Origin of the sequence: Microcystis sp. MC19, assembly GCF_003019735.1 — a bacterium.
Taxonomy (GTDB): domain Bacteria; phylum Cyanobacteriota; class Cyanobacteriia; order Cyanobacteriales; family Microcystaceae; genus Microcystis.
The window spans coordinates 1,679,576-1,698,749 of the sequence record NZ_CP020664.1 but is presented as its reverse complement, the minus strand read 5'-3'; the positions used below and the strand labels follow the sequence as shown (position 1 = coordinate 1,698,749).

The following is a 19,174-nucleotide window of genomic DNA, read 5'->3' as shown; positions in this document are numbered from 1 at the left end:
GTTTTAGCTCAACAATCCCCAATCTTTCAAGACCCCTGTAACAGAAATTAACATTTATACAGAAAACGGGTTTCTCAAAGAAAACGGGTTTCTCAAAGAAAACGGGTTTCTCAAAGAAAACGGGTTTTCTAAATAGAACGTAGGTTGGGTTGAAGCATGAAACCCAACGCCCGCATGGGTTACGCTACCGCTAACCCATCCTACAAATAATTGTGCCTCCCTACTTAACCAACAAGAGCAAGACTGCTGAGAGGAGAAGTATCGCTAATAATAATCATAGCCAACCTTTCTCTTTTAAATGCTTAATATCTTGCTGAAACTCAGCAACATCATAGTGAATACAAATTCCTCGTTCAGAAAGCATCCGTTGAAACTTGATTTGATTAATACCTAATAACTCACTTGCTTTTCCTAAGCTAATCTTATCTTGTTGGAATAACATAACAACAATTTCCTTCAACAGTTCATCCTCTGATAAACCACTTGCTTTAATCACTTCTTGGGAAATAACTAGAGTCATATTTTCTCCGTATTTTGATAAGAATTATACAAATGCTATCCTATGTTTTGCGGTCTGTCAATTCCCTTTGGCAGACCTCACTTCTAACTGTTAACTGTTAACTGAAATTCCCTTTCCGAAGCAATCTTACCCCTTGTCATGGCGAAGATGCGATCACTAACACAAACTAAGCAGTTAAAGTATTTAACCAATTGATTAAATCTTCAACCGTAGAGAAATCGAATAAAGCTTCTCTCTCACAAGTCCAGAAAACGGGTTTCTCAAAGAAACCCGTTTTCTAAATAGCGCCTTTTTCTGATTTTTCTTGCCAAGTACCGTGAAACCCCGGAGGGATAACACTGGGTAATTGCAGACAACAAAGGGGTTCTTTTTCTAGCTGCTGACTATCATAGATTCTCACTTGGCTGCTGTGATTATTGCCGTCGTAAACTACGACGATTAACCATCCCGTTTCTGGAGATAAACCATCGCAGACAAAAATCGGTTCAGTACCATAACAGTTATTTTCTAGATAAGCAATAGTTAACTTACCTGTGGAGTGATTATAACAAGCGGGAAGTCCGATAATTTCCCGACGAATATCGCTATCGGGACGATGGACAGCTAAAAAAGTATTTTGCCATTTTTGTCCCACCAGTTGCGGGGAAACCACGGGAAAATCACAGCTTAAATCCGAGAGAATTTCCTGATTAATCACCTTTGCTGATAGGGGATTAATGGTAATACTTGCCAATTTTCCAATGGCTAAGGTTTCGGTTTCACCCGTGGCAACTTCTTTTAAAAATTGATTAGTCTTAAAGTCATCATAACGGACAAAAACAATTTCAAGATTGCCTTGGTCATTTACACAACCATTAGCAAAGTGCCATTGAAACCATGAATCTGTAACACTTTCACTGACTAATTGCAGAGAATCTCTCTCAAAAATTAGTATTCTTGTTCCTAATTCTGGCTGCCACTGCATGGCATCACTAAAAGTTTTAAATCCCAACAGTATCGATAACTTATCCGCTTTTATCGGTGGGACAAAAAAGACGAGATACTGTCCTGCTAAAACAAAGTCATGCAGCAGCGACAATCTATCTAAATCAAAAGTGTTTTTCTGGATAATTTGACCAGTGGAGTCAGACTTATAGAGATTTAAACTAACTTTAGCACTGATTGTCACCCCGAAATTAAAAATCTCTCCTCTGGACAAATCTACTTTAGGATGAGCGGAAAAAGTTTCCTTTGCTTGTAACCTAGATAAATTATCTAAACCTAGGGTTTCTAAAGATTGTAAATCTAATTTATGGGGAAAACCCCCTTCCCAGAGAGCTAATAATTTATCGGGTAAAGCTAAAACCGAGGTATTAGCGGCATTTTTTACCTCTTTTCCCCAATTATTCCAAAAGAAGCCGGGGGCATTCATGCCATAATTAGGAAATAAATATTGATTAGCGGCGCTTTCTTGCTGATAACCAGCAGTCTGAACATAACGATAGGTGGCACTGGCTCCATTATCATGAAAATGTACAGCTAAAACTGCCCCATCTCCGTCAAACCAATGACCAACTTTTTGCTTACCTCTTTCTAATCTCCCCGGACCATTGCGATAGAGACTCCCTCGCAATCCATCGGGAATTTTCCCCGATAATAAGGTTAATTGCGTTTCAGAAAATTCCACTGCTGGTTTTTCTAGAGATTTTGCCCAAGCTTTCATAGATTTGTTTTTTTACTGATTACATAGTTAAGTATAGCCCTAGACTGGGTTCAATGACGATAACTTAGGCAGTTAACCAGTTAATTAGTATTCACCGCAACCCATCGATTATGTCATTATAAAGTATCGGGATCAATTCCCAGAGAACGGATATATTCAGCTAAACGTTCAGCTTTAAGACGCTCTTGTTCTAACCTTTGAGATAACTCGATAGAAGTCAAAAATTTCTGACCATCTAAACTATAAATTTCTAACCCATCTTCTCTCAATTCAAATCGGATCTTTAACCGAGGACTAATCCATCCCTTAATCTCAGGTATAGAACTTAATAGTCCTTCCTGTCTCCACCATCCTTGAAAACTATGAGAATCGGGATCATAGAGATAGTATTCTTCCACTCCATAACGTTGATAAAAGAGTAGTTTTCGCTCCATTTCTTCTAAACTATTAGAAGGGGAGAGAATTTCAAAGACCACTTGAGGAGCAATGTTATCTTCTTGCCATTGTTTATAGGAACCCCGTCTTCCTTTCGGACGACCAAATACTACCATAACATCGGGAGCAACTGGTCCAGTAATTTTCTTATCTTGGACAGGATACCAGAGCAGATCCCCAGCAATAAAAACGTTAGGAGAAGTGGCAAAGAGAATCTCAAGATTTTCTTTGATTTTAACGATCCATTCGTATTGTTCGGTATTATCGGCCATGGGTTTACCGTCACTATCGGGGTATTCAATATCTGGATCAATAGCTGGTGTAAAGGTCATAATTTCTGCTCCTTGAAATATTCATAAAGTATCGGGATCAATTCCCAGAGAACGGATATATTCAGCTAAACGTTCAGCTTTAAGACGTTCTTGTTCTAATTGTAAACTTGCTTCTTCAGCTTTAAGACGCTCTTGTTCTAATTGTAAACTTGCTTCTTCAGCTTTAAGACGCTCTTGTTCTAACTGTAAACTCGCTTCTTCAGCTTTAAGACGCTCTTGTTCTAACCTTTGAGATAACTCGATAGAACTTAAAAATTTCTGACCATCTAAACTATAAATTTCTAACCCATCTTCTCTCAATTCAAATCGGATATTTAACCGAGGACTAACCCATCCCTTAATCTCAGGTATAGAACTTAATAGTCCTTCCCGTCTCCACCATCCTTGAAAACTATGAGAATCGGGATCATAGAGATAGTATTCTTCCACTCCATAACGTTGATAAAAGAGTAGTTTTCGCTCCATTTCTTCTAAACTATTAGAAGGGGAGAGAATTTCAAAGACCACTTGAGGAGCAATGTTATCTTCTTGCCATTGTTTATAGGAACCCCGTCTTCCTTTCGGACGACCAAATACTACCATAACATCGGGAGCAACTGGTCCAGTAATTTTCTTATCTTGGACAGGATACCAGAGCAGATCCCCAGCAATAAAAACGTTAGGAGAAGTGGCAAAGAGAATCTCAAGATTTTCTTTGATTTTAACGATCCATTCGTATTGTTCGGTATTATCGGCCATGGGTTTACCGTCACTATCGGGGTATTCAATATCTGGATCAATAGCTGGTGTAAAGGTCATAATTTCTGCTCCTTGAAATATTCATAAAGTATCGGGATCAATTCCTAGAGAACGGATATATTCAGCTAAACGTTCAGCTTTTTGAGATAACTCAAGAGAAGTTAAAAATTTCTGACCATCTAAACTATAAATTTCTAACTCCTTTTCTGTCAATTCAAATCGGATCTTTAACCGAGGACTAACCCATCCCTTAATCTCAGGTATAGAACTTAATAGTCCTTCCTGTCTCCACCATCCCTGAAAATTATGAGAATCTGGATCATAGAGATAGTATTCTTCCACTCCATAACGTTGATAAAAGAGTAGTTTTCGCTCCATTTCTTCTAAACTATTAGAAGGTGAAAGAATTTCAAAAACCACTTGAGGAGCAATGTTATCTTCTTGCCATTGTTTATAGGAACCCCTTCTTCCTTTCGGACGACCAAATACTACCATAACATCGGGAGCAACTGGTCCGGTAATTTTCTTATCTTGGACGGGATACCAGAGCAAATCCCCCGCAATAAAAACGTTAGGAGAATTAGCAAAGAGAATCTCAAGATTTTCTTTGATTTTAACGATCCATTCGTATTGTTCGGTATTATCGGCCATCGGTTTACCGTCACTATCGGGGTATTCAATATCTGGATCAATAGCTGGTGTAAAGGTCATAATTTCTGCTCCTTGAAATATTCATAAAGTATCGGGATCAATTCCTAGAGAACGGATGTATTCAGCTAAACGTTCAGCTTTAAGACGCTCTTGTTCTAATTGTAAACTCGCTTCTTCAGCTTTAAGACGCTCTTGTTCTAACCTTTGAGATAACTCGATAGAACTTAAAAATTTCTGACCATCTAAACTATAAATTTCTAACCCATCTTCTCTCAATTCAAATCGGATATTTAACCGAGGACTAACCCATCCCTTAATCTCAGGTATAGAACTTAATAGTCCTTCCCGTCTCCACCATCCTTGAAAACTATGAGAATCGGGATCATAGAGATAGTATTCCTCCACTCCATAACGTTGATAAAAGAGTAGTTTTCGCTCCATTTCTTCTAAACTATTAGAAGGGGAGAGAATTTCAAAGACCACTTGAGGAGCAATGTTATCTTCTTGCCATTGTTTATAGGAACCCCGTCTTCCTTTCGGACGACCAAATACTACCATAACATCGGGAGCAACTGGTCCGGTAATTTTCTTATCTTGGACAGGATACCAGAGCAAATCCCCCGCAATAAAAACCTGAGGAGAATTAGCAAAGAGAATCTCAAGATTTTCTTTGATTTTAACGATCCATTCGTATTGTTCGGTATTATCGGCCATGGGTTTACCGTCACTGTCGGGGTATTCAATATCTGGATCAATAGCTGGTGTAAAGGTCATAATTTCTGCTCTGAGGTTATTTGTCTGAAAATTAAATTCTAGCAGTGAGGTTATCTTTCCCCTGTAGTCCCAAAATAACATCGCCAATAACGTTGATCAAAATGTTTGTGTACTTTTGTTAAAAAGAAAAAGTTTTCTTGACAAAAAGAACAACTTGTGCTGCAGGATAAATCTCTAACTTGGCAACAATTACCCGGACGAGAAGCTGATCGAAGATAGCGATCGAGGGTTATAATCGAGCCATTACCCCGCGCTCCCAGTCGGGAAGATAAATCTATGATGACCGCTCTCTACGAGGAAGATTTTGTTCTCTGGACAGAAAAAACCGCCGAACTGTTAAAGCGAAAAGAGTTTGACCTGGTGGACTGGGAAAACCTGATCGAAGAGGTGGAGTGCATGGGAAAAAGTGACAGACGGGCTGTAGAGAGTTTGTTAACTCAATTATTAATCCATCTCCTGAAACTATCCTATTGGGAATCGGAAAAAGAACGGAATGCCCGTCATTGGCTCGAAGAAATCGCCAATTTTAGGGTTCAATTGGAAAGAAAGGTAGATAGTCCGACTCTCACCAATCACCTGCGGGATACTTTCGAGACAGCCTACTCCGATGCCAGAAAAACCCTGATCAGAGCTAGAATCGTCGATAAAAATGCGATTCCCCTAGAGTCTATATTCACTCTCCAACAGGTATTAGACGGGGATTGGTTCCCCATCGATATCGAACCTTTTTTGGAAACCCGTCTATAAATTGCAGCCATCTCACCGCCAAAAGATTAGGATTATCAGCGAATATAACCGAATATGAACGATATCGAGCAACTCCGCCGCCAACTCATCGAACGCTACCAACAATTATCGGCACTCGATCAGGTGATCGTCCGTCTTTTTTCCCTAATCTATGAACCGATCGCCCGCAGCACTTTTCTAGACTGTTTAAATCAAGCCCATTACCGCGACGAGAACAACCGGCGATTTAACGGCCAAACCCTGAAATCCCATTTAGATCGCCTCCTAGAAGCGGAAGTAATCATCCAGGACAAAGGCTATGGGCCGCGCTGTCATCCCCTCCTCGTCGAGATTGCCAGCCGTGATAGCGTTAGCAAGGGGGAATTCAAGCGTTTTGCCGAGATCATCAAGGACAAACTGCCGCAACCCCGAACTCGTTGGGATGAAAGCCTAGTTTTTCAGGGAAAAGAGCAATTAATCCGAGAAATCCGTCTGGCCATCTATCGTCAGGATTTCGACTCGATCGAACAACAAATCGCCGATTATCAGAAAACCAGCTATTCTTCCTCAAAAATCAGCCTGGAAGACCTTCTGGTTCTCATCTACGATAACCCCTTCGATGGGGATTGGTTACGGACGCAACCGACCAAATTTCAAGCCCTAGCACTAAATAGCATTCTTGTCAAGGCTTTTGAAAAAATAACTCGCGCCGATGGAGCTTTTTCCCTCCTAGAAGAACTCTGTCAAGACCAGACCAGTGTTTCCGAAGGCCATTTGTGGCTCGAACAGGCAATCATCCGAGGACAAAGCGATAAAGTGCGTCGGTATCTCGATCGCCCCTTCCCGGAAAGCCAAGCAGCAGAAATCGGAGCGCTCCGGGGTTGGATTGCCTTTCTAGAGGGGAAAAACAGCAAAGCGATCCAAGAATACACCCTCGCCCTTAAAGCCCTAAAAAAAGCTAAAGGAAAACAAAAAATCTATTTTTCTTCAATTAGCGGCTTCTCCTTTATTTTCGCCCTCCTCAAAGAAGGAACCCCCGAACGTCTCGCCGAAGCCGCCAGCTATACCAATTGGGTGACGCGTCAAAACGATCATCCTTTCAGTCCTATCTATGCCCGTCTGGAAAAAATCATCGCTGCCCGTCAGGGAGATATGCAGGCCAAAGACGCAATCATCGACGCGACGATCAATCCCTACCAAATGGGCCAGGGTCTAGAGACTCTTCTCTATAGTATCTGTCTCTACTGGATGAGTAGCGACATCGCTAAAAAACATCTGCCCCGCCTACTCTTGCCCCTCTACAAAGATGCCAAGGCGGCTGGCTACCATTGGTTAGCCCTGGAAACCGGGGCCCTACTGTCCCGACTCGATCGAGCGCCGGAAGCGGAGGTGGTTATAAACTGGCATCTCCCTTCCCCCCTGGTGGATGCGATCGAACCCCAAGAAGCTTGGCAACTGTGCCTGAATGCCTTGACTAATCTGTGCGCGCCAACACCAACCCCGGGTAAATCTAACCCCGTCGTCCGCCTTGCTTGGTTTATCACTATCCATTCCGAGGATTATTTCCTGCAAGCAAAAGAACAAAAACTCGACGCGCGGGGTAATTGGAGTCGTGGCCGTCCCGTCTCCCTGAAACGTCTGCGAAAAACTGGGGAAATTGACTATTTAACCCCGCAAGACCTGAAAATTTGCGCCCATATCTTCGTGGAATCCAGTTACTATGGCCAGAACGAGTATCACTTTGAGCGCCGGGCCATTATCGAACTGATCGGTCATCCCCTGGTGTTTTGGGAAGATTCCCCCGGAACGCGGGTAGAAATCGTCGCCGGGGAACCGGAATTGCGAGTAAGAAAGGAAAAATCGGGTAAATTAATCCTCTCTTTACTACCCGATCTCAGCGATCGCCAAGAAGTGCTGATTTGGAAAGAAACCCCCACTCGCATTAAGGTAATCGAAGTCAAGCCAGAACACCGAAGCATCGCCGACATTATCGGCAAAAGCAACCGCCTAGAAGTCCCCGACAAGGGCCGGGAAAAAGTCCTGGCCGCGATCAATTCCCTCTCCGGGATAGTGACAGTACATTCCGATATCGGCGGAGGAAAAGCAGCCCGGTCAGTGGCGGCCGATAGTCAACCCCGGATTCATCTCTTACCGGCTGGGGAGGGTCTAAAAGTGGCGGTTCTCAGCCGTCCTTTTGGGGCAGCCGGTCCCTATTTCCAGCCTGGAAAAGGGGGCGAAACAGTGATCGCCGAGATCGAGGGGGAACGGCTGCAAACAACTAGGGATTTAGCCCTGGAGAAAAAACTGGCCCAAACAGCGATCGATTCTTGTCCGATCCTGATCAGTTTTGAGGAAGAAGATGGGGAATGGCGGCTAGAAAATCCAGAGGATTGTCTAGATCTACTGCTGGAATTGCGGGAATTAAGCGATAGTGTCCTCGTGGAATGGCCGGAAGGGGAAAAATGGCGGGTGTCGCGTCAGGTGCGATTACAGGACCTACACCTAAATATCCACAGTCAACGGGATTGGTTTGCGGTCAGTGGGGAACTGCACCTAGAGGAGAAATCAGTCCTGAGTATGCAGGAGTTGATGAAATTGCTAGAGGGATCGCCGGGGCGGTTTATTCCCCTCGGAGATGGTCAATTTCTCGCCCTAACCGAGGCATTTCGGGAACGGTTACAGGAAATGCGCGCTTTCTCGGAAAAGTCCGGCGACGGTTTGCGGTTTCATCCCTTCGCTGCCCCGATTCTCTCGGAACTCAGCGAGGAAGTGGGACAACTCAAGGCCGATAAACGTTGGCGCGATAATTTACAACGCTTTCAGGAGAGTCAGGATTTTACCCCAGAAGTCCCCTCAACTCTACAGGCAGAATTGCGCGACTATCAACTGGAAGGCTTTCGCTGGTTAGCTAGGCTGGCCCAGTGGGGGGCCGGGGCCTGTTTGGCCGATGATATGGGATTAGGGAAAACTTTACAGGCCCTGGCAGTGATCCTTACCCGCGCCTCGGAGGGACCGACTTTAGCGATCGCTCCTACTTCAGTATGTTTGAACTGGATTAGTGAGGCGGAAAGGTTCGCACCTACCTTAAATATCATCCAATTGGGAACAGGCGATCGGCAAGCACTACTCGATCGACTGCAACCTTTTGATCTGTTGGTCTGTAGCTATGGGTTATTACAGCAGGAAGAAGTGGCCACCATGTTGGCCGGGGTAGAATGGCGGACAATCGTTCTCGATGAGGCCCAAGCGATTAAGAATTTCTCCACCAAGCGATCGAAAGCGGCGATGAATCTGCGGGGGGATTTTAAACTAATCACCACAGGAACACCGATCGAGAATCATTTAGGGGAATTATGGAATCTTTTCCGTTTTATTAACCCCGGATTGTTGGGATCCTTGGAAAGTTTTGATCGCCGTTTCGCCACCCCGATCGAAAAATACGGCGATAAAACCGCTCGCGAACAGTTAAAAAAACTGGTGCGGCCTTTCCTTCTCCGGCGCACCAAAAACCAAGTTCTGGCGGAATTACCGCCCCGTACCGAGATTTTAGTCCCGATCGAGTTAAGCGTCGAGGAGAAGGCGTTTTACGAGGCCTTACGGCGGCGCGCTTTGGAGAAATTAAGCGAGAGTGACAGTACCGCCGGGGCAAAACATCTCCAGGTACTGGCAGAGATCATGAAATTACGCCGGGCCTGCTGTCACCCGCAGTTAGTGGCTCCAGATTTGGATTTAGCCGGCTCGAAATTGTCCCGTTTCGGGGAAATTCTGGATGATTTATTGGATAATCAGCATAAAGCGTTGGTATTTAGTCAATTTGTCGATCATTTAGCGATTGTCCGCAGTTATCTCGAGCAACGGCAGATAAAATATCAATACCTCGATGGTAGTACCCCAGCCAGCGATCGGCAGAAACAGGTGAAAGCGTTTCAAGCGGGGGAAGGGGACGTATTTTTAATTAGTTTAAAAGCTGGGGGGACAGGATTAAATCTCACCGCGGCCGATTATGTTATCCATCTTGATCCCTGGTGGAATCCCGCAGTGGAGGATCAGGCCTCCGATCGCGCCCACCGCATCGGCCAAAAACGTCCGGTGACGATTTATCGCTTAGTGGCCAAGGATACGATCGAGGAAAAAATCGTCGATCTGCACCACCATAAACGCGATCTCGCCGATAGTTTATTGGAGGGAACCGACGCCAGCGGCAAGCTATCCACTGACGAATTATTGCGCTTAATGGCCGAGGGATAGTAGGACCGCACGGGAGAGGGGAAAGGCGGTTTCACACCAAATCCGTTTTTAATAGTGTGATTAACTGCCAAGTTATCAATTGTTTCTCCCTGCTACCCACTCTCTGCTCTTTTATACTTTTTAAACAGGATTTGGTATTATATAAGCATTTTTTATCAATACACCATTAATACTTGAGAAGATTTCAATTTACATTTGGCAATATTTATTTTTTCTCAAGAATTAATTGAGAATTATTTTTATTTATCGACGAGATAGCAATAGTTACAGCGATTCTGGTATAATTTTACTCTATGCAATGATGGGTTTTTCTGTGCTTTTTGTGTTTTTAGCTGTTGAGCCATCCTGGAAACCCTCTCTCAATCCCCACTGCCTACTTAAACAATATTAGTGACCTTCTCTCTTTCTCCCCTTTTTAGCCCAGAGCGTTGATCAAAATGTTTGTGTACTTTTGTTAAAAAGGAAAAGTTTTTTTGACAAAAAGAACAACTTGTGCTGCAGGATAAATCTCTAACTTGGCAAAAATTCCCCGCACTAGAAGCGGATCGAGGATAGCGATCGAGGGTTATAATCGAGCCATTACCCTGCGCTCCCGGTCGGGAAGATAAATCTATGATGACCGCTCTCTACGAGGAAGATTTTGTTCTCTGGACGGAAAAAACCGCCGAACTGTTAAAGCGAAAAGAGTTTGACAGGGTGGACTGGGAAAACCTGATCGAAGAGGTGGAGTGCATGGGAAAAAGCGAGAGACAGGCAATAACGAGTTTATTAACTGTTTTAATTGAACATCTGCTAAAACTATCCTATTGGGAATCGGAAAAAGAACAGAATGCCCGTCACTGGATAGTGGAGATCGCCGCTTTCCGAGCGCAATTAGAACAAAAAATAGATAGTGCCACCCTCGCCAACCACGCCCGCGATTCTTTGGAAAAAGCCTATTTAACCGCCAGAAAATCCCTGATTAATGCGCGGATAGTCGATAAAAATGCGATTCCCCTAGAGTCTATATTCACTCTCGAACAAGTATTAGACGGGGATTGGTTCCCCATCGATATCGAACCTTTTCTGGAAACCCACCCATAAAAAATTTTCGCTATTTTATCCAAATTCAACTAACTTTATCTACCCTAGAGATAGAGACTTTTCCTAGTAATTAGCATCCTTGGGATAACTACCTGAGATCGATCAAAATGGGATTTAATAAGAATAAGGCCGCATGATTAGCCATTGCTTCTGATAAATAAATCTTTTTATATTTAATAATCCCCGTTTCCAGAAAAGAATCCCTTAACATGGCTTTTGTCCCACTATTAAAATCCGCTTCGTAAAAAACTTCTTTAATTCCCGAAGAAATAATTAGTTTTAAACAGGAAATACAGGGTTCTAAAGTAACGTAAATACTAGCGCCTTGGGTAGAAATACCGTGTTTGGCCGCTTGAGCGATCGCATTAGCTTCGGCATGAATTGCCCGAGAGGGAATTTCTCCGGATTCTCGACAGGTTCCCAAACCGGGATAACAAAAACCCTGGGCAGTACAATGAACCGTTCCCGATGGAGAACCATTGTACCCCGTAGCTAAAACCTGCCGATCTTTGACAATTACCGCACCGACGGGAAAAGCTAAACAGGTAGATCTGGTGGCGGCTAATTTAGCGATCATTAAAAAATATTCGTCCCAAGTCGGTCTTTTTTCTTCAGAGTTGATCACGGTTTCATACCAAGCTAGAAAAAGCGAAAAAGAGGGGGTTATCTCTGATAGCTTATCATTAGATAACCTCTAAAAGTTAGGAACGGGATCAGGTTAATAACGCCAATTCAAAAATGAAACGCATCAACCTCAAAAGTTGACAAAGAAAGGCTCATCAGGTAGTGTCTGATCAATACAAAAACAAATCAGACCTAAAAACGAAGCCCTCAACATCTTAACATAGAACAAAGAAACCCGCTCTACCAACTTAGTCAAGAGGGAAATTTATCTCAACGGCAAATGGATCTCTGGCTCGGATGTCATCAAAGCACGATATCACGGGAATTAATACTAAATCCGTTGAGTATAAGCTACATATCAGGACAGGCAAAAGGCAAAAGGCTTCGGCCGTGAGACTTCGGCGTGAGCTTTTGTCGAACGCTCAGCCGAGCCGTGGAGGAAAAAGTAAACGTGGACGGATTCCTAGTCCTGTGGATATCTGCGAGCGACCAGCAATTGCTGACCAGAAAACCGCAATCGTTCATTGGGAAAGTGACACAATGATTGGAGGAAATCATCTAGGAGTTCTCGTTGCATATATAGACAAAGCCTCGAAATTTCTAGTAGCAGGATTGGTCAAAAACAAAACCGCATCGGAAATCAACCCTTGTCACCGAAAAACTTTTCCCAGAGATTCCCCCTGACCAAAGAAAAACCTTTACTTGTGACAAGGTCAAAGAATTTTATGGACATCAAGAGTTGAGCCAGACACTAGGCTCAGATTTTTATTTTGCTACTCCTTATCATTCTTGGGAAAGGGGATTAAACGAGCCTAATAATAGACCATTAAGACAATTTTCCCAAGGGAACGCATTAGAAAATCCTTAAACCAGAGCAGATAAAAAGAGCCGTAAACTTAATTAATAATCGTCCTCGAAAATGTCTTGACTATCCTACCCCGAATGAGGTATTCTGTGAAGGTAGATCAGACAGTGATGCAATTCAGACTTGAATTGGCGGATTGTATAATATGAATTCTCCTGCACCTGCGCCGACCCCCTTTCAAGTGGTTTTAGAGCGTTACCAGAATGCTCTAAATTATTTAGATACTTCTCATAATAAATCTCTGAAAAAAGCACAGGCTTTAAAAATTATTGCCGCCAGAGATGCTCTTCATAAACAAATGGAAGCTGAGGCGGAAATTTCCGTTGATATGTCGTCAAAATTAATCGAACAAGATAATAGATTAAAACAGAAAAGTTACAAAATTACTCAAGTTCTTGACTTAGCTGAATATCGGGAGACTTTACCTATTTCTGCTCAGGCTTGGTGGTGGCATTTAGAAAGTAGGGAATCTCTGCATCCTTGCAATCGCTTTGATTGGCTATTGAGAATCGTTAAACTGGTTTTATTAGGGGTTAATTTTACATTAATCGGAACGATTGCTACTCGGTTTCTTAGTGGTGGTTCAGGTTTGCTAGAAATAGGAGGTGTTATTTTTTCGACTTTCATTTCTTTATTACAAACTGAAAATGCTCTCACACGGACGCGCCAGAAGGGTTTTGTTAAGTTAATGAAATTGCTTGGGATTGCTGAACATTGGTATGAAGAAATACAGTTTTCTGTAACAGTAATAGTCTTTGCTATTCTCTTGGGAATTTATCTAAATTTCTCTTGGTTTTCTGAGTTTTATAAGCAAGAAGGCAACCGTTTACAATCTCCTCCGCCAGCAAGTCAAGAATTTCCTAATTTAGCTTCAGCCGAAGAGAAGTATTTAAAAGCGATTGAGTTAGATCCAGATAATCTAGATGCTCATTATAAGTTGGCAACACTTTATGAAGAGTTACAGGATTTGACTAATGGGAAGAAACACTATTTAATTGCGGCAAAAGGTGGTTTTATAGATGCTTATAATAATCTCGCTTATTGGTATCTGCGCGATAATAAGAATGCAGAAGCAGTAGAGTTACTGGAAAAAGCTAAGAGATTATTAGCAGAAAAAGATGAAAAACTAGACCAATTTACTGAAGAGGAGAAACGCAATTTAGCAGTACAAAAATATAGTATTTATAAAAATCTAGGCTGGGCCAGATTTAAGCAAAATCGCAGTGAAGATGCAGTTCCTAATCTTTTAGTTGCTATTGGTATCGCTGAAAATCCAGCTTATCAGAAATTTATCCGCAATCCCGGTGCTGCTTTTTGTATTTATGCTCAACTTTTAGAAAAAGAAGACAAGAAATTATCTCAGGAAAATTGGCGTAAATGTCTTAAATTAGCCGAAGGGAGGGAAATTAATACAGAGGAAGAACAATGGTTATATGAAGCGAGAAAAAAATTAAAGTGAAGTAAAGTTTAGTGACTATTCTCTGAGTAATGCGCTAAATCCTTCTTGCTGAAAATGCTTATCAAAGGTTAATATTTCAGAGATTTCCAGTTGTCTCATAATCTGCATGGAAGCACAATCAGTTAAACTGTATCCTTTATCTAATCGTCTTTGGTAAAAATCAAAAGCTTGCTGAAATTGTTCACTGGTTTGGGGAATGATTATGGTTTTGCTGTCATTGCGTAAATCATGAGTTAGACGAATAGCTGATTTACGCAAAAATTCCCCTCTACTGCATAAAGCATTGAGTAATTCTGTCAGAACCATTTCACTGGTAACACCTCTAAAGTTACGGAGTCGTCCTGTCATAGCTGTAGCTAATGGATTAAGATTATCGCCAAAATCAGCAAGAGCCTGTAAATAGGATGTATCTAAGAAAATTGTTCTCATTCTTCCTCATCTTCTCTCGGTGCGCCGTACATATAGTGTTCAAAATTACGCGCAAAGTCTCTGGGAAAGTGTTTTCGCCATTCTGATTGGGGAACAACGTTACCAATCTCAACAATTCTTTGCCAAAAAGGTTTTTTGCGAAATTCTGGGTCATTTTCTAGTGCATCCCATTTAGCATCGAGTTCTTCCATTGATAACTCAGGCTCTTCGGATGTGTTAGAGGTTGAATGATTGTTTAAGTTAGTCATGATTAAAGGTTCCTTTTAGATTAAAGAGAATAAGTTAATGATAACCTAAATTATCTGGTCAGGTAAATGTTTTGCGAAAATTTGTTTCATTCTTCCTCATCTTCTCTCGGTGCGCCGTACATATAATGTTCAAAATTACGCGCAAAGTCTGTAGGTAAGTGTTTTCGCCATTCTGATTGGGGAACAACTTTACCAATCTCAACAATTTTTTGCCAAAAAGGTTTTGCTAAAAATTCTGGGTCATTTTCTAGTGCATCCCATTTAGCATCGAGTTCTTCCATTGATAACTCAGGCTCTTCGGATGTGTTAGAGGTTGAATGATTGTTTAAGTTAGTCATGATTAAAGGTTCCTTAGTGATAATAGGTTACTTTTATCATAGCATTTTCGAGTTGGAGCGAGGTACGGAGATTATCGAGGGTAATTAACCACAGAGACACAAAGAACACAGAGATTATTCACCGATGTTATAATTTATAATGATGATGGCAAGAGAGCCGAATGTTTAACTGAAAGCTTGACATTATTTTATGTACAGACTATATTATATTTATGGAATAGAATATTATATTTGATCCAGATTTTAGGTTCTGGTTTTATCAACAAGAACAGGGACTTCAAAATGAAGTATTTGCTGTTTTAACTGTATTGATGAAACTTGGACCAGCACTGGGGAGACCACGAGTTGATACCATTGAAGGAGCTTCTTTTAAGAATATGAAAGAGCTTCGTATTCAGTATAAAGGTGAACCTTGGCGTGTTTTATTTGCCTTTGATCCTCATCGACAAGCAATTTTACTTGTTGGGGGGAACAAGTCAGGTAACAAAAGATGGTACAAAGAAAATATTCCTATAGCAGATCAACGTTATCAAAAATATCTGGAAAAACTTAAGGAAGAAAAGTCATGAAAGAATATACCAACTTCTCGGAAGAATTTAATAAACTTTGTGGAGAACGACAAGCAATTATTAAAGCAAGAGCTTCCCAAATTTATCTGGAGGAACTTACGCTTAAGTATTTGCAGGAAAAACTAGGTTTATCTTTATCAGAATTGGCAGAGCATCTTGAAGTACAGCAATCAATAGTACCTAAACTTAAACAAGAGCAAAATCTAGAGCTAAATACACTGCGCGAAGTAGTTAACGCCTTAGGTGGAATTGTCAAAATTCCCAACAAAGAACCTATAATTATTGGTGACTATTCAGAAACGAAGTGTAATTAACCACAGAGACACAGAGGACAGGGAGATTATTTGCCAATGTTATAATTTGTACTCAATAATAAAGGTGTTCGCTTTTGGAACACAATATTTAAGATGGAATTAACGGGAAGACTCCATGAACGCTATAAAGCAAAAATCTTAAATTGATAAAAGTCTAATCCGAAAAATACGATCTGTCACTGACACAATTGCTCCCGTCTTTAATGCTTTTGTACAATCTCGTAAAACTATAGTTAAACGCTGATTAATTAGATTGTAGTTTTCATTGCCTAAACGGAATAGGATGACACTTGGTAAATTATCACCACTAATAGCGAGAAGTTGAGAAAAATCTAGATCGACAGTTAAAATTATCCGCTTTTCTCTTTTTGCTTTGGCAAGAATTTACTGATCAGATAAAGTTTGTAAGCCTTCATCTCGAAGATGAACGACATCATAACCTTGTTCTCTTAACCATGAGACTGTACGCAGAGAAATCCCCATATCGGCTAGAAACTCTATCTCCATTGCTCGATTAATTCAAAATAATGAACTTGTTCTCTGGCTAACCAAGAAGCATATAATAAACATTGGTGAATATCTTCTCTTTCTAGGTCAGGGTATTCCTCTAATATTTCCTCTATCGGCTTTTCGTTAGCAAGTAGATTAAGAATTAAAGAAACAGGAATACGCATTCCTCGAATACAGGCTTGACCTGCCATAATTTTGGAGTTAAAAGTAATTCGGTCTAATTGTTTTAAGGTCATATAGTTTCCAGAAATATGAAGATGATACCTGTGGTAATTTTATTATAGCTAATTCTATAGTTGCGAGTGGAAGTGGGAAATTACTCCTTCAGTGAGGGTGCAAAGCTTGTCTCCAACCCCGTAGGGAAGATTAGGGAATGGTGAGGTTTTAAGTTGTAGTAGTATAGTATAACAAGTTAGACGAGAAAACGGGTTTTTTGAAAAACCCCGTTTTCTGAAATCAATAGGTTGAAAAAAACCGGTTTCTGAAATCTTAAAACTGAGAGCCATGATTTTACCTAATCCAGACATATCATCCACACCGCTCGATGTATTTATTTCTTACTCTCACCGGGATGAGAAACTGCGGGAAACTTTGGGACTTCACCTCGCGTCATTACAAAGACAGGGAGTAATTAAATCATGGCACGATCGCAAAATTAGTGCTGGAACAGAGTGGAGACAAGCCATTGATGAAAATCTCAATTCAGCCGAGATTATTCTGTTGTTGATTAGTGAAAACTTTATCGCTTCTGACTACTGTTATGATCTTGAAATGGAACGGGCGATCGCACGGCATGATGCGGGGGAGGCGCGGGTGATTCCGATTATTTTGAAGCCGGTGGATTGGAGTGGTGCGCCTTTTGGTAAGTTGCAAGCTTTGCCAAAAAATGCCAAGCCTGTGACGACTTGGAGTAATCGGGGTGAGGCGTTTTTAAATATTGCTGAGGGGATTCGGCAGGCGGCAATGGAAATGGCGACAGTGTTAACTGACAAACAGCCCACTGTCTTGCCAGAGCCGCAACAATCCGCAAAAGCCACTGAGATGCCAACGCAATCGGAACCCCTCAAGCCAACAGTTACTCCAGACAAGATACAACAGGAAATTAGCTTGGAATCTCCAGAAGGACAAGTTAGCATTGACTCTCGCTTTTATATTACTTCCCCTTACGAAGAACGGTGCTATGAGGAAATTCAAAGGCCTGGCTCCCTGATTCGGATTAAATCGCCCCACAATATGGGCAAATCGTCCCTGATGGCGAAGGTACTTGCCCAAGCATCTCAACTAGGCTATCGTGCGGTAACGATCGATCTGGAACAGACCAATCAAAAGTTCTTTGACGATCTCGACAAGTTCATGCAGTGGTTTTGTGCGTCGGTGGGTAAACCACTGGGAGTAAGGGTCAAGATTGAAGAGTATTGGGATGATAAGCTTTTACGCATTTAAGTTACATTGACAGCATTACCCTTATTTTTAAGTTTTCTACTCCATTTAATAATCAATCCCCCTTCATTTAAAAGCTGATTGACTACTTTTTCCAGTTCTTCTTTATTTTCAAATTCTCGATTAGCTATGTATTCTTTAGCGGAATGCCACACTAATTCTATTAGGTTGTAATCTGGACTATAAGCTGGTAAAAACTCTAGCCTAATATTGGGCAACTCTTTTTCCACCTGCTCAATAACATCTTTCTTTTTGTGATAACTAGCATTGTCTAATATAATGATAATCTTCGTCCCCTTTTCTCGAAAATCTTCGGGCAGATTTCCCAAGTTTATCCATTCTTGACGAATCTCTTCATGAAGTTTCTTTAATTGTTCATGGAAAGTTTCTGAATTTCCTTTTTTGATCATAAAACAGACTCTTTTTTTATCATTATATCTTAAGGCTCCCATCACATTCACCCTTCCTCTTTTTCTTTGCCCATTCACTTTTTTTCGCTTTCCTTTTTTTGTCCAAGCTCTCCTTCTTATTACTCTCAAACTAAATCCACATTCATGAGGGGCTGTGTGGCGAACCTGCGTCGCCACCTTGAAAGCCCCGTCCCAAAACCATACCTGGATTGACTCTGGCTTTTCTTTCGCTAACTTTAAATATTCATCTAATTTTTCTTTAAATGCTTTTCTTAATTTCTTGTCTTGCTTATCTTCTAGACTATATTTTGCCCAGATATACACATACTTTTTTCTTCTCAATATTCTTCTCACTTGCGAGCCACTCAGTTTAATTCCTGTTTCCTTTTCTAGATGCTCTGCTAATCTTGCCGCTGTCCATCTCCCGAATTCATATCCCAATTCCTTCGGGTCTTCATCAACTATTTTCAATAGTAAATTAATATATTCCTCTGTGGCTTTTTTATGATTTCCATTTTTTCTCCCATCTTCTAGACTTTCTATATTGTTAGGATCGCCCTGAACACACCAATGGGCGACTGTTTTGAGTGAACAGCCAATAAACTCAGCTATTTCTCGTTGAGTTTTTCCGTCGTTTAGCAAGAGAAACATTAAAATTCTTTCCCTAACCTCTGCTCTTTCTTCTTCTTTAAGAGCTTTTTGTAAGTTTTTCTTTTCTTCTAAGTCTAGGAAATCTTTGGCTGGCATAAGTAGGAATTT

At 41.4% G+C, this 19,174-nt stretch carries 19 protein-coding genes and 4 pseudogenes; 9 read left to right on the top strand and 14 right to left on the bottom strand.

All coding sequences use genetic code 11. The annotated features are described in order from the left end of the window. Window positions 1–274 precede the first annotated feature (274 nt). From B5D77_RS08730 to B5D77_RS08705, 7 genes and pseudogenes are all read right to left on the bottom strand, one after another. Complete coding sequence (locus B5D77_RS08730; protein WP_002739258.1) at window positions 275–520, bottom strand: UPF0175 family protein; 246 nt, start codon at window positions 518–520, stop codon at window positions 275–277. Window positions 521–686: 166 nt separating this feature from the next. Further along, a pseudogene (locus tag B5D77_RS28030) lies at window positions 687–752 on the bottom strand (DUF4351 domain-containing protein); the annotation flags it as partial. Window positions 753–797: 45 nt separating this feature from the next. Next, window positions 798–2,222: a carotenoid oxygenase family protein gene (locus tag B5D77_RS08725; RefSeq protein WP_008204789.1), complete on the bottom strand. Its 1,425-nt coding sequence runs from the start codon at window positions 2,220–2,222 to the stop codon at window positions 798–800. Window positions 2,223–2,338: 116 nt separating this feature from the next. Continuing rightward, on the bottom strand, window positions 2,339–2,989 hold the full coding sequence (locus tag B5D77_RS08720) for a Uma2 family endonuclease (RefSeq protein ID WP_106908652.1): 651 nt from the start codon (window positions 2,987–2,989) through the stop codon (window positions 2,339–2,341). 21 nt (window positions 2,990–3,010) lie between these two features. After that, window positions 3,011–3,787, bottom strand: coding sequence for a Uma2 family endonuclease (locus B5D77_RS08715; protein ID WP_106908651.1), 777 nt, complete (start codon window positions 3,785–3,787; stop codon window positions 3,011–3,013). A gap of 21 nt (window positions 3,788–3,808) precedes the next feature. Then, window positions 3,809–4,438: a Uma2 family endonuclease gene (locus B5D77_RS08710; protein WP_106908650.1), complete on the bottom strand. Its 630-nt coding sequence runs from the start codon at window positions 4,436–4,438 to the stop codon at window positions 3,809–3,811. Between the two features lie 21 nt (window positions 4,439–4,459). Continuing rightward, complete coding sequence (locus B5D77_RS08705; protein WP_106909980.1) at window positions 4,460–5,152, bottom strand: Uma2 family endonuclease; 693 nt, start codon at window positions 5,150–5,152, stop codon at window positions 4,460–4,462. A gap of 276 nt (window positions 5,153–5,428) precedes the next feature. Between B5D77_RS08705 and B5D77_RS08700 the strand changes: the two genes are divergently transcribed. The 3 genes from B5D77_RS08700 (at window position 5,429) to B5D77_RS08690 (ending at window position 11,209) form a co-directional block, all read left to right on the top strand. Then, window positions 5,429–5,899, top strand: a complete 471-nt coding sequence (locus B5D77_RS08700; RefSeq protein ID WP_008202947.1) for a DUF29 domain-containing protein — start codon at window positions 5,429–5,431, stop codon at window positions 5,897–5,899. 54 nt (window positions 5,900–5,953) lie between these two features. Then, window positions 5,954–10,126 (top strand): DEAD/DEAH box helicase, encoded by a 4,173-nt coding sequence (locus B5D77_RS08695; protein ID WP_008202949.1) that lies wholly within the window; start codon window positions 5,954–5,956, stop codon window positions 10,124–10,126. Window positions 10,127–10,738: 612 nt separating this feature from the next. After that, on the top strand, window positions 10,739–11,209 hold the full coding sequence (locus tag B5D77_RS08690) for a DUF29 domain-containing protein (RefSeq protein WP_008202951.1): 471 nt from the start codon (window positions 10,739–10,741) through the stop codon (window positions 11,207–11,209). 88 nt (window positions 11,210–11,297) lie between these two features. Here B5D77_RS08690 and B5D77_RS08685 read toward each other — a convergent pair whose 3' ends face one another. Continuing rightward, on the bottom strand, window positions 11,298–11,834 hold the full coding sequence (locus B5D77_RS08685) for a dCMP deaminase family protein (RefSeq protein WP_008202954.1): 537 nt from the start codon (window positions 11,832–11,834) through the stop codon (window positions 11,298–11,300). Window positions 11,835–12,053: 219 nt separating this feature from the next. On the opposite strand from B5D77_RS08685, the pseudogene B5D77_RS28025 reads away from it, so the two are divergent. The 3 genes and pseudogenes from B5D77_RS28025 to B5D77_RS08675 all read left to right on the top strand — a co-directional run. Further along, window positions 12,054–12,161: pseudogene (locus tag B5D77_RS28025) on the top strand (helix-turn-helix domain-containing protein); the annotation flags it as partial. Window positions 12,162–12,259: 98 nt separating this feature from the next. Further along, window positions 12,260–12,825, top strand: a pseudogene (locus B5D77_RS08680) (IS30 family transposase); the annotation flags it as partial. Window positions 12,826–12,843: 18 nt separating this feature from the next. After that, on the top strand, window positions 12,844–14,157 hold the full coding sequence (locus B5D77_RS08675) for a tetratricopeptide repeat protein (RefSeq protein WP_106908649.1): 1,314 nt from the start codon (window positions 12,844–12,846) through the stop codon (window positions 14,155–14,157). 15 nt (window positions 14,158–14,172) lie between these two features. Here B5D77_RS08675 and B5D77_RS08670 read toward each other — a convergent pair whose 3' ends face one another. The 3 genes from B5D77_RS08670 to B5D77_RS08660 all read right to left on the bottom strand — a co-directional run bounded on the left by B5D77_RS08670 (window position 14,173) and on the right by B5D77_RS08660 (window position 15,172). Next, the gene (locus tag B5D77_RS08670) at window positions 14,173–14,586 is read right to left on the bottom strand and encodes a type II toxin-antitoxin system VapC family toxin (protein ID WP_106908648.1); all 414 of its coding nucleotides are present in this window, start codon (window positions 14,584–14,586) and stop codon (window positions 14,173–14,175) included. Further along, the gene (locus B5D77_RS08665; protein WP_106908647.1) at window positions 14,583–14,834 is read right to left on the bottom strand and encodes a hypothetical protein; all 252 of its coding nucleotides are present in this window, start codon (window positions 14,832–14,834) and stop codon (window positions 14,583–14,585) included. The genes B5D77_RS08670 and B5D77_RS08665 overlap by 4 nt, the downstream gene beginning before the upstream one ends. A gap of 86 nt (window positions 14,835–14,920) precedes the next feature. Beyond that, window positions 14,921–15,172, bottom strand: a complete 252-nt coding sequence (locus B5D77_RS08660) for a hypothetical protein (RefSeq protein WP_002791108.1) — start codon at window positions 15,170–15,172, stop codon at window positions 14,921–14,923. A 224-nt stretch (window positions 15,173–15,396) separates the two neighbouring features. On the opposite strand from B5D77_RS08660, the gene B5D77_RS08655 reads away from it, so the two are divergent. Both B5D77_RS08655 and B5D77_RS08650 read left to right on the top strand, forming a co-directional pair. Beyond that, window positions 15,397–15,741, top strand: a complete 345-nt coding sequence (locus B5D77_RS08655; protein ID WP_043997200.1) for a type II toxin-antitoxin system RelE/ParE family toxin — start codon at window positions 15,397–15,399, stop codon at window positions 15,739–15,741. Continuing rightward, window positions 15,738–16,055, top strand: coding sequence for an XRE family transcriptional regulator (locus B5D77_RS08650; RefSeq protein ID WP_008202964.1), 318 nt, complete (start codon window positions 15,738–15,740; stop codon window positions 16,053–16,055). Before B5D77_RS08655 ends, B5D77_RS08650 begins: the two co-directional genes overlap by 4 nt. Before the next feature lie 138 nt (window positions 16,056–16,193). Here B5D77_RS08650 and B5D77_RS08645 read toward each other — a convergent pair. Together B5D77_RS08645 and B5D77_RS08640 are read right to left on the bottom strand one after the other, a co-directional pair. Continuing rightward, window positions 16,194–16,562, bottom strand: a pseudogene (locus tag B5D77_RS08645) (DUF5615 family PIN-like protein). Continuing rightward, window positions 16,553–16,801, bottom strand: a complete 249-nt coding sequence (locus tag B5D77_RS08640) for a DUF433 domain-containing protein (RefSeq protein ID WP_002774376.1) — start codon at window positions 16,799–16,801, stop codon at window positions 16,553–16,555. Before B5D77_RS08640 ends, B5D77_RS08645 begins: the two are co-directional and overlap by 10 nt. 268 nt (window positions 16,802–17,069) lie before the next feature. Here B5D77_RS08640 and B5D77_RS08635 point away from each other — a divergent pair, with 268 nt between their 5' ends. After that, the gene (locus tag B5D77_RS08635; RefSeq protein WP_254053057.1) at window positions 17,070–18,008 is read left to right on the top strand and encodes an AAA-like domain-containing protein; all 939 of its coding nucleotides are present in this window, start codon (window positions 17,070–17,072) and stop codon (window positions 18,006–18,008) included. Here B5D77_RS08635 and B5D77_RS08630 read toward each other — a convergent pair. After that, the gene (locus tag B5D77_RS08630) at window positions 18,005–19,162 is read right to left on the bottom strand and encodes an IS630 family transposase (protein WP_106908546.1); all 1,158 of its coding nucleotides are present in this window, start codon (window positions 19,160–19,162) and stop codon (window positions 18,005–18,007) included. The two genes, B5D77_RS08635 and B5D77_RS08630, sit on opposite strands and share 4 nt — an antisense overlap. Between the last annotated feature and the right edge of the window lie 12 nt (window positions 19,163–19,174).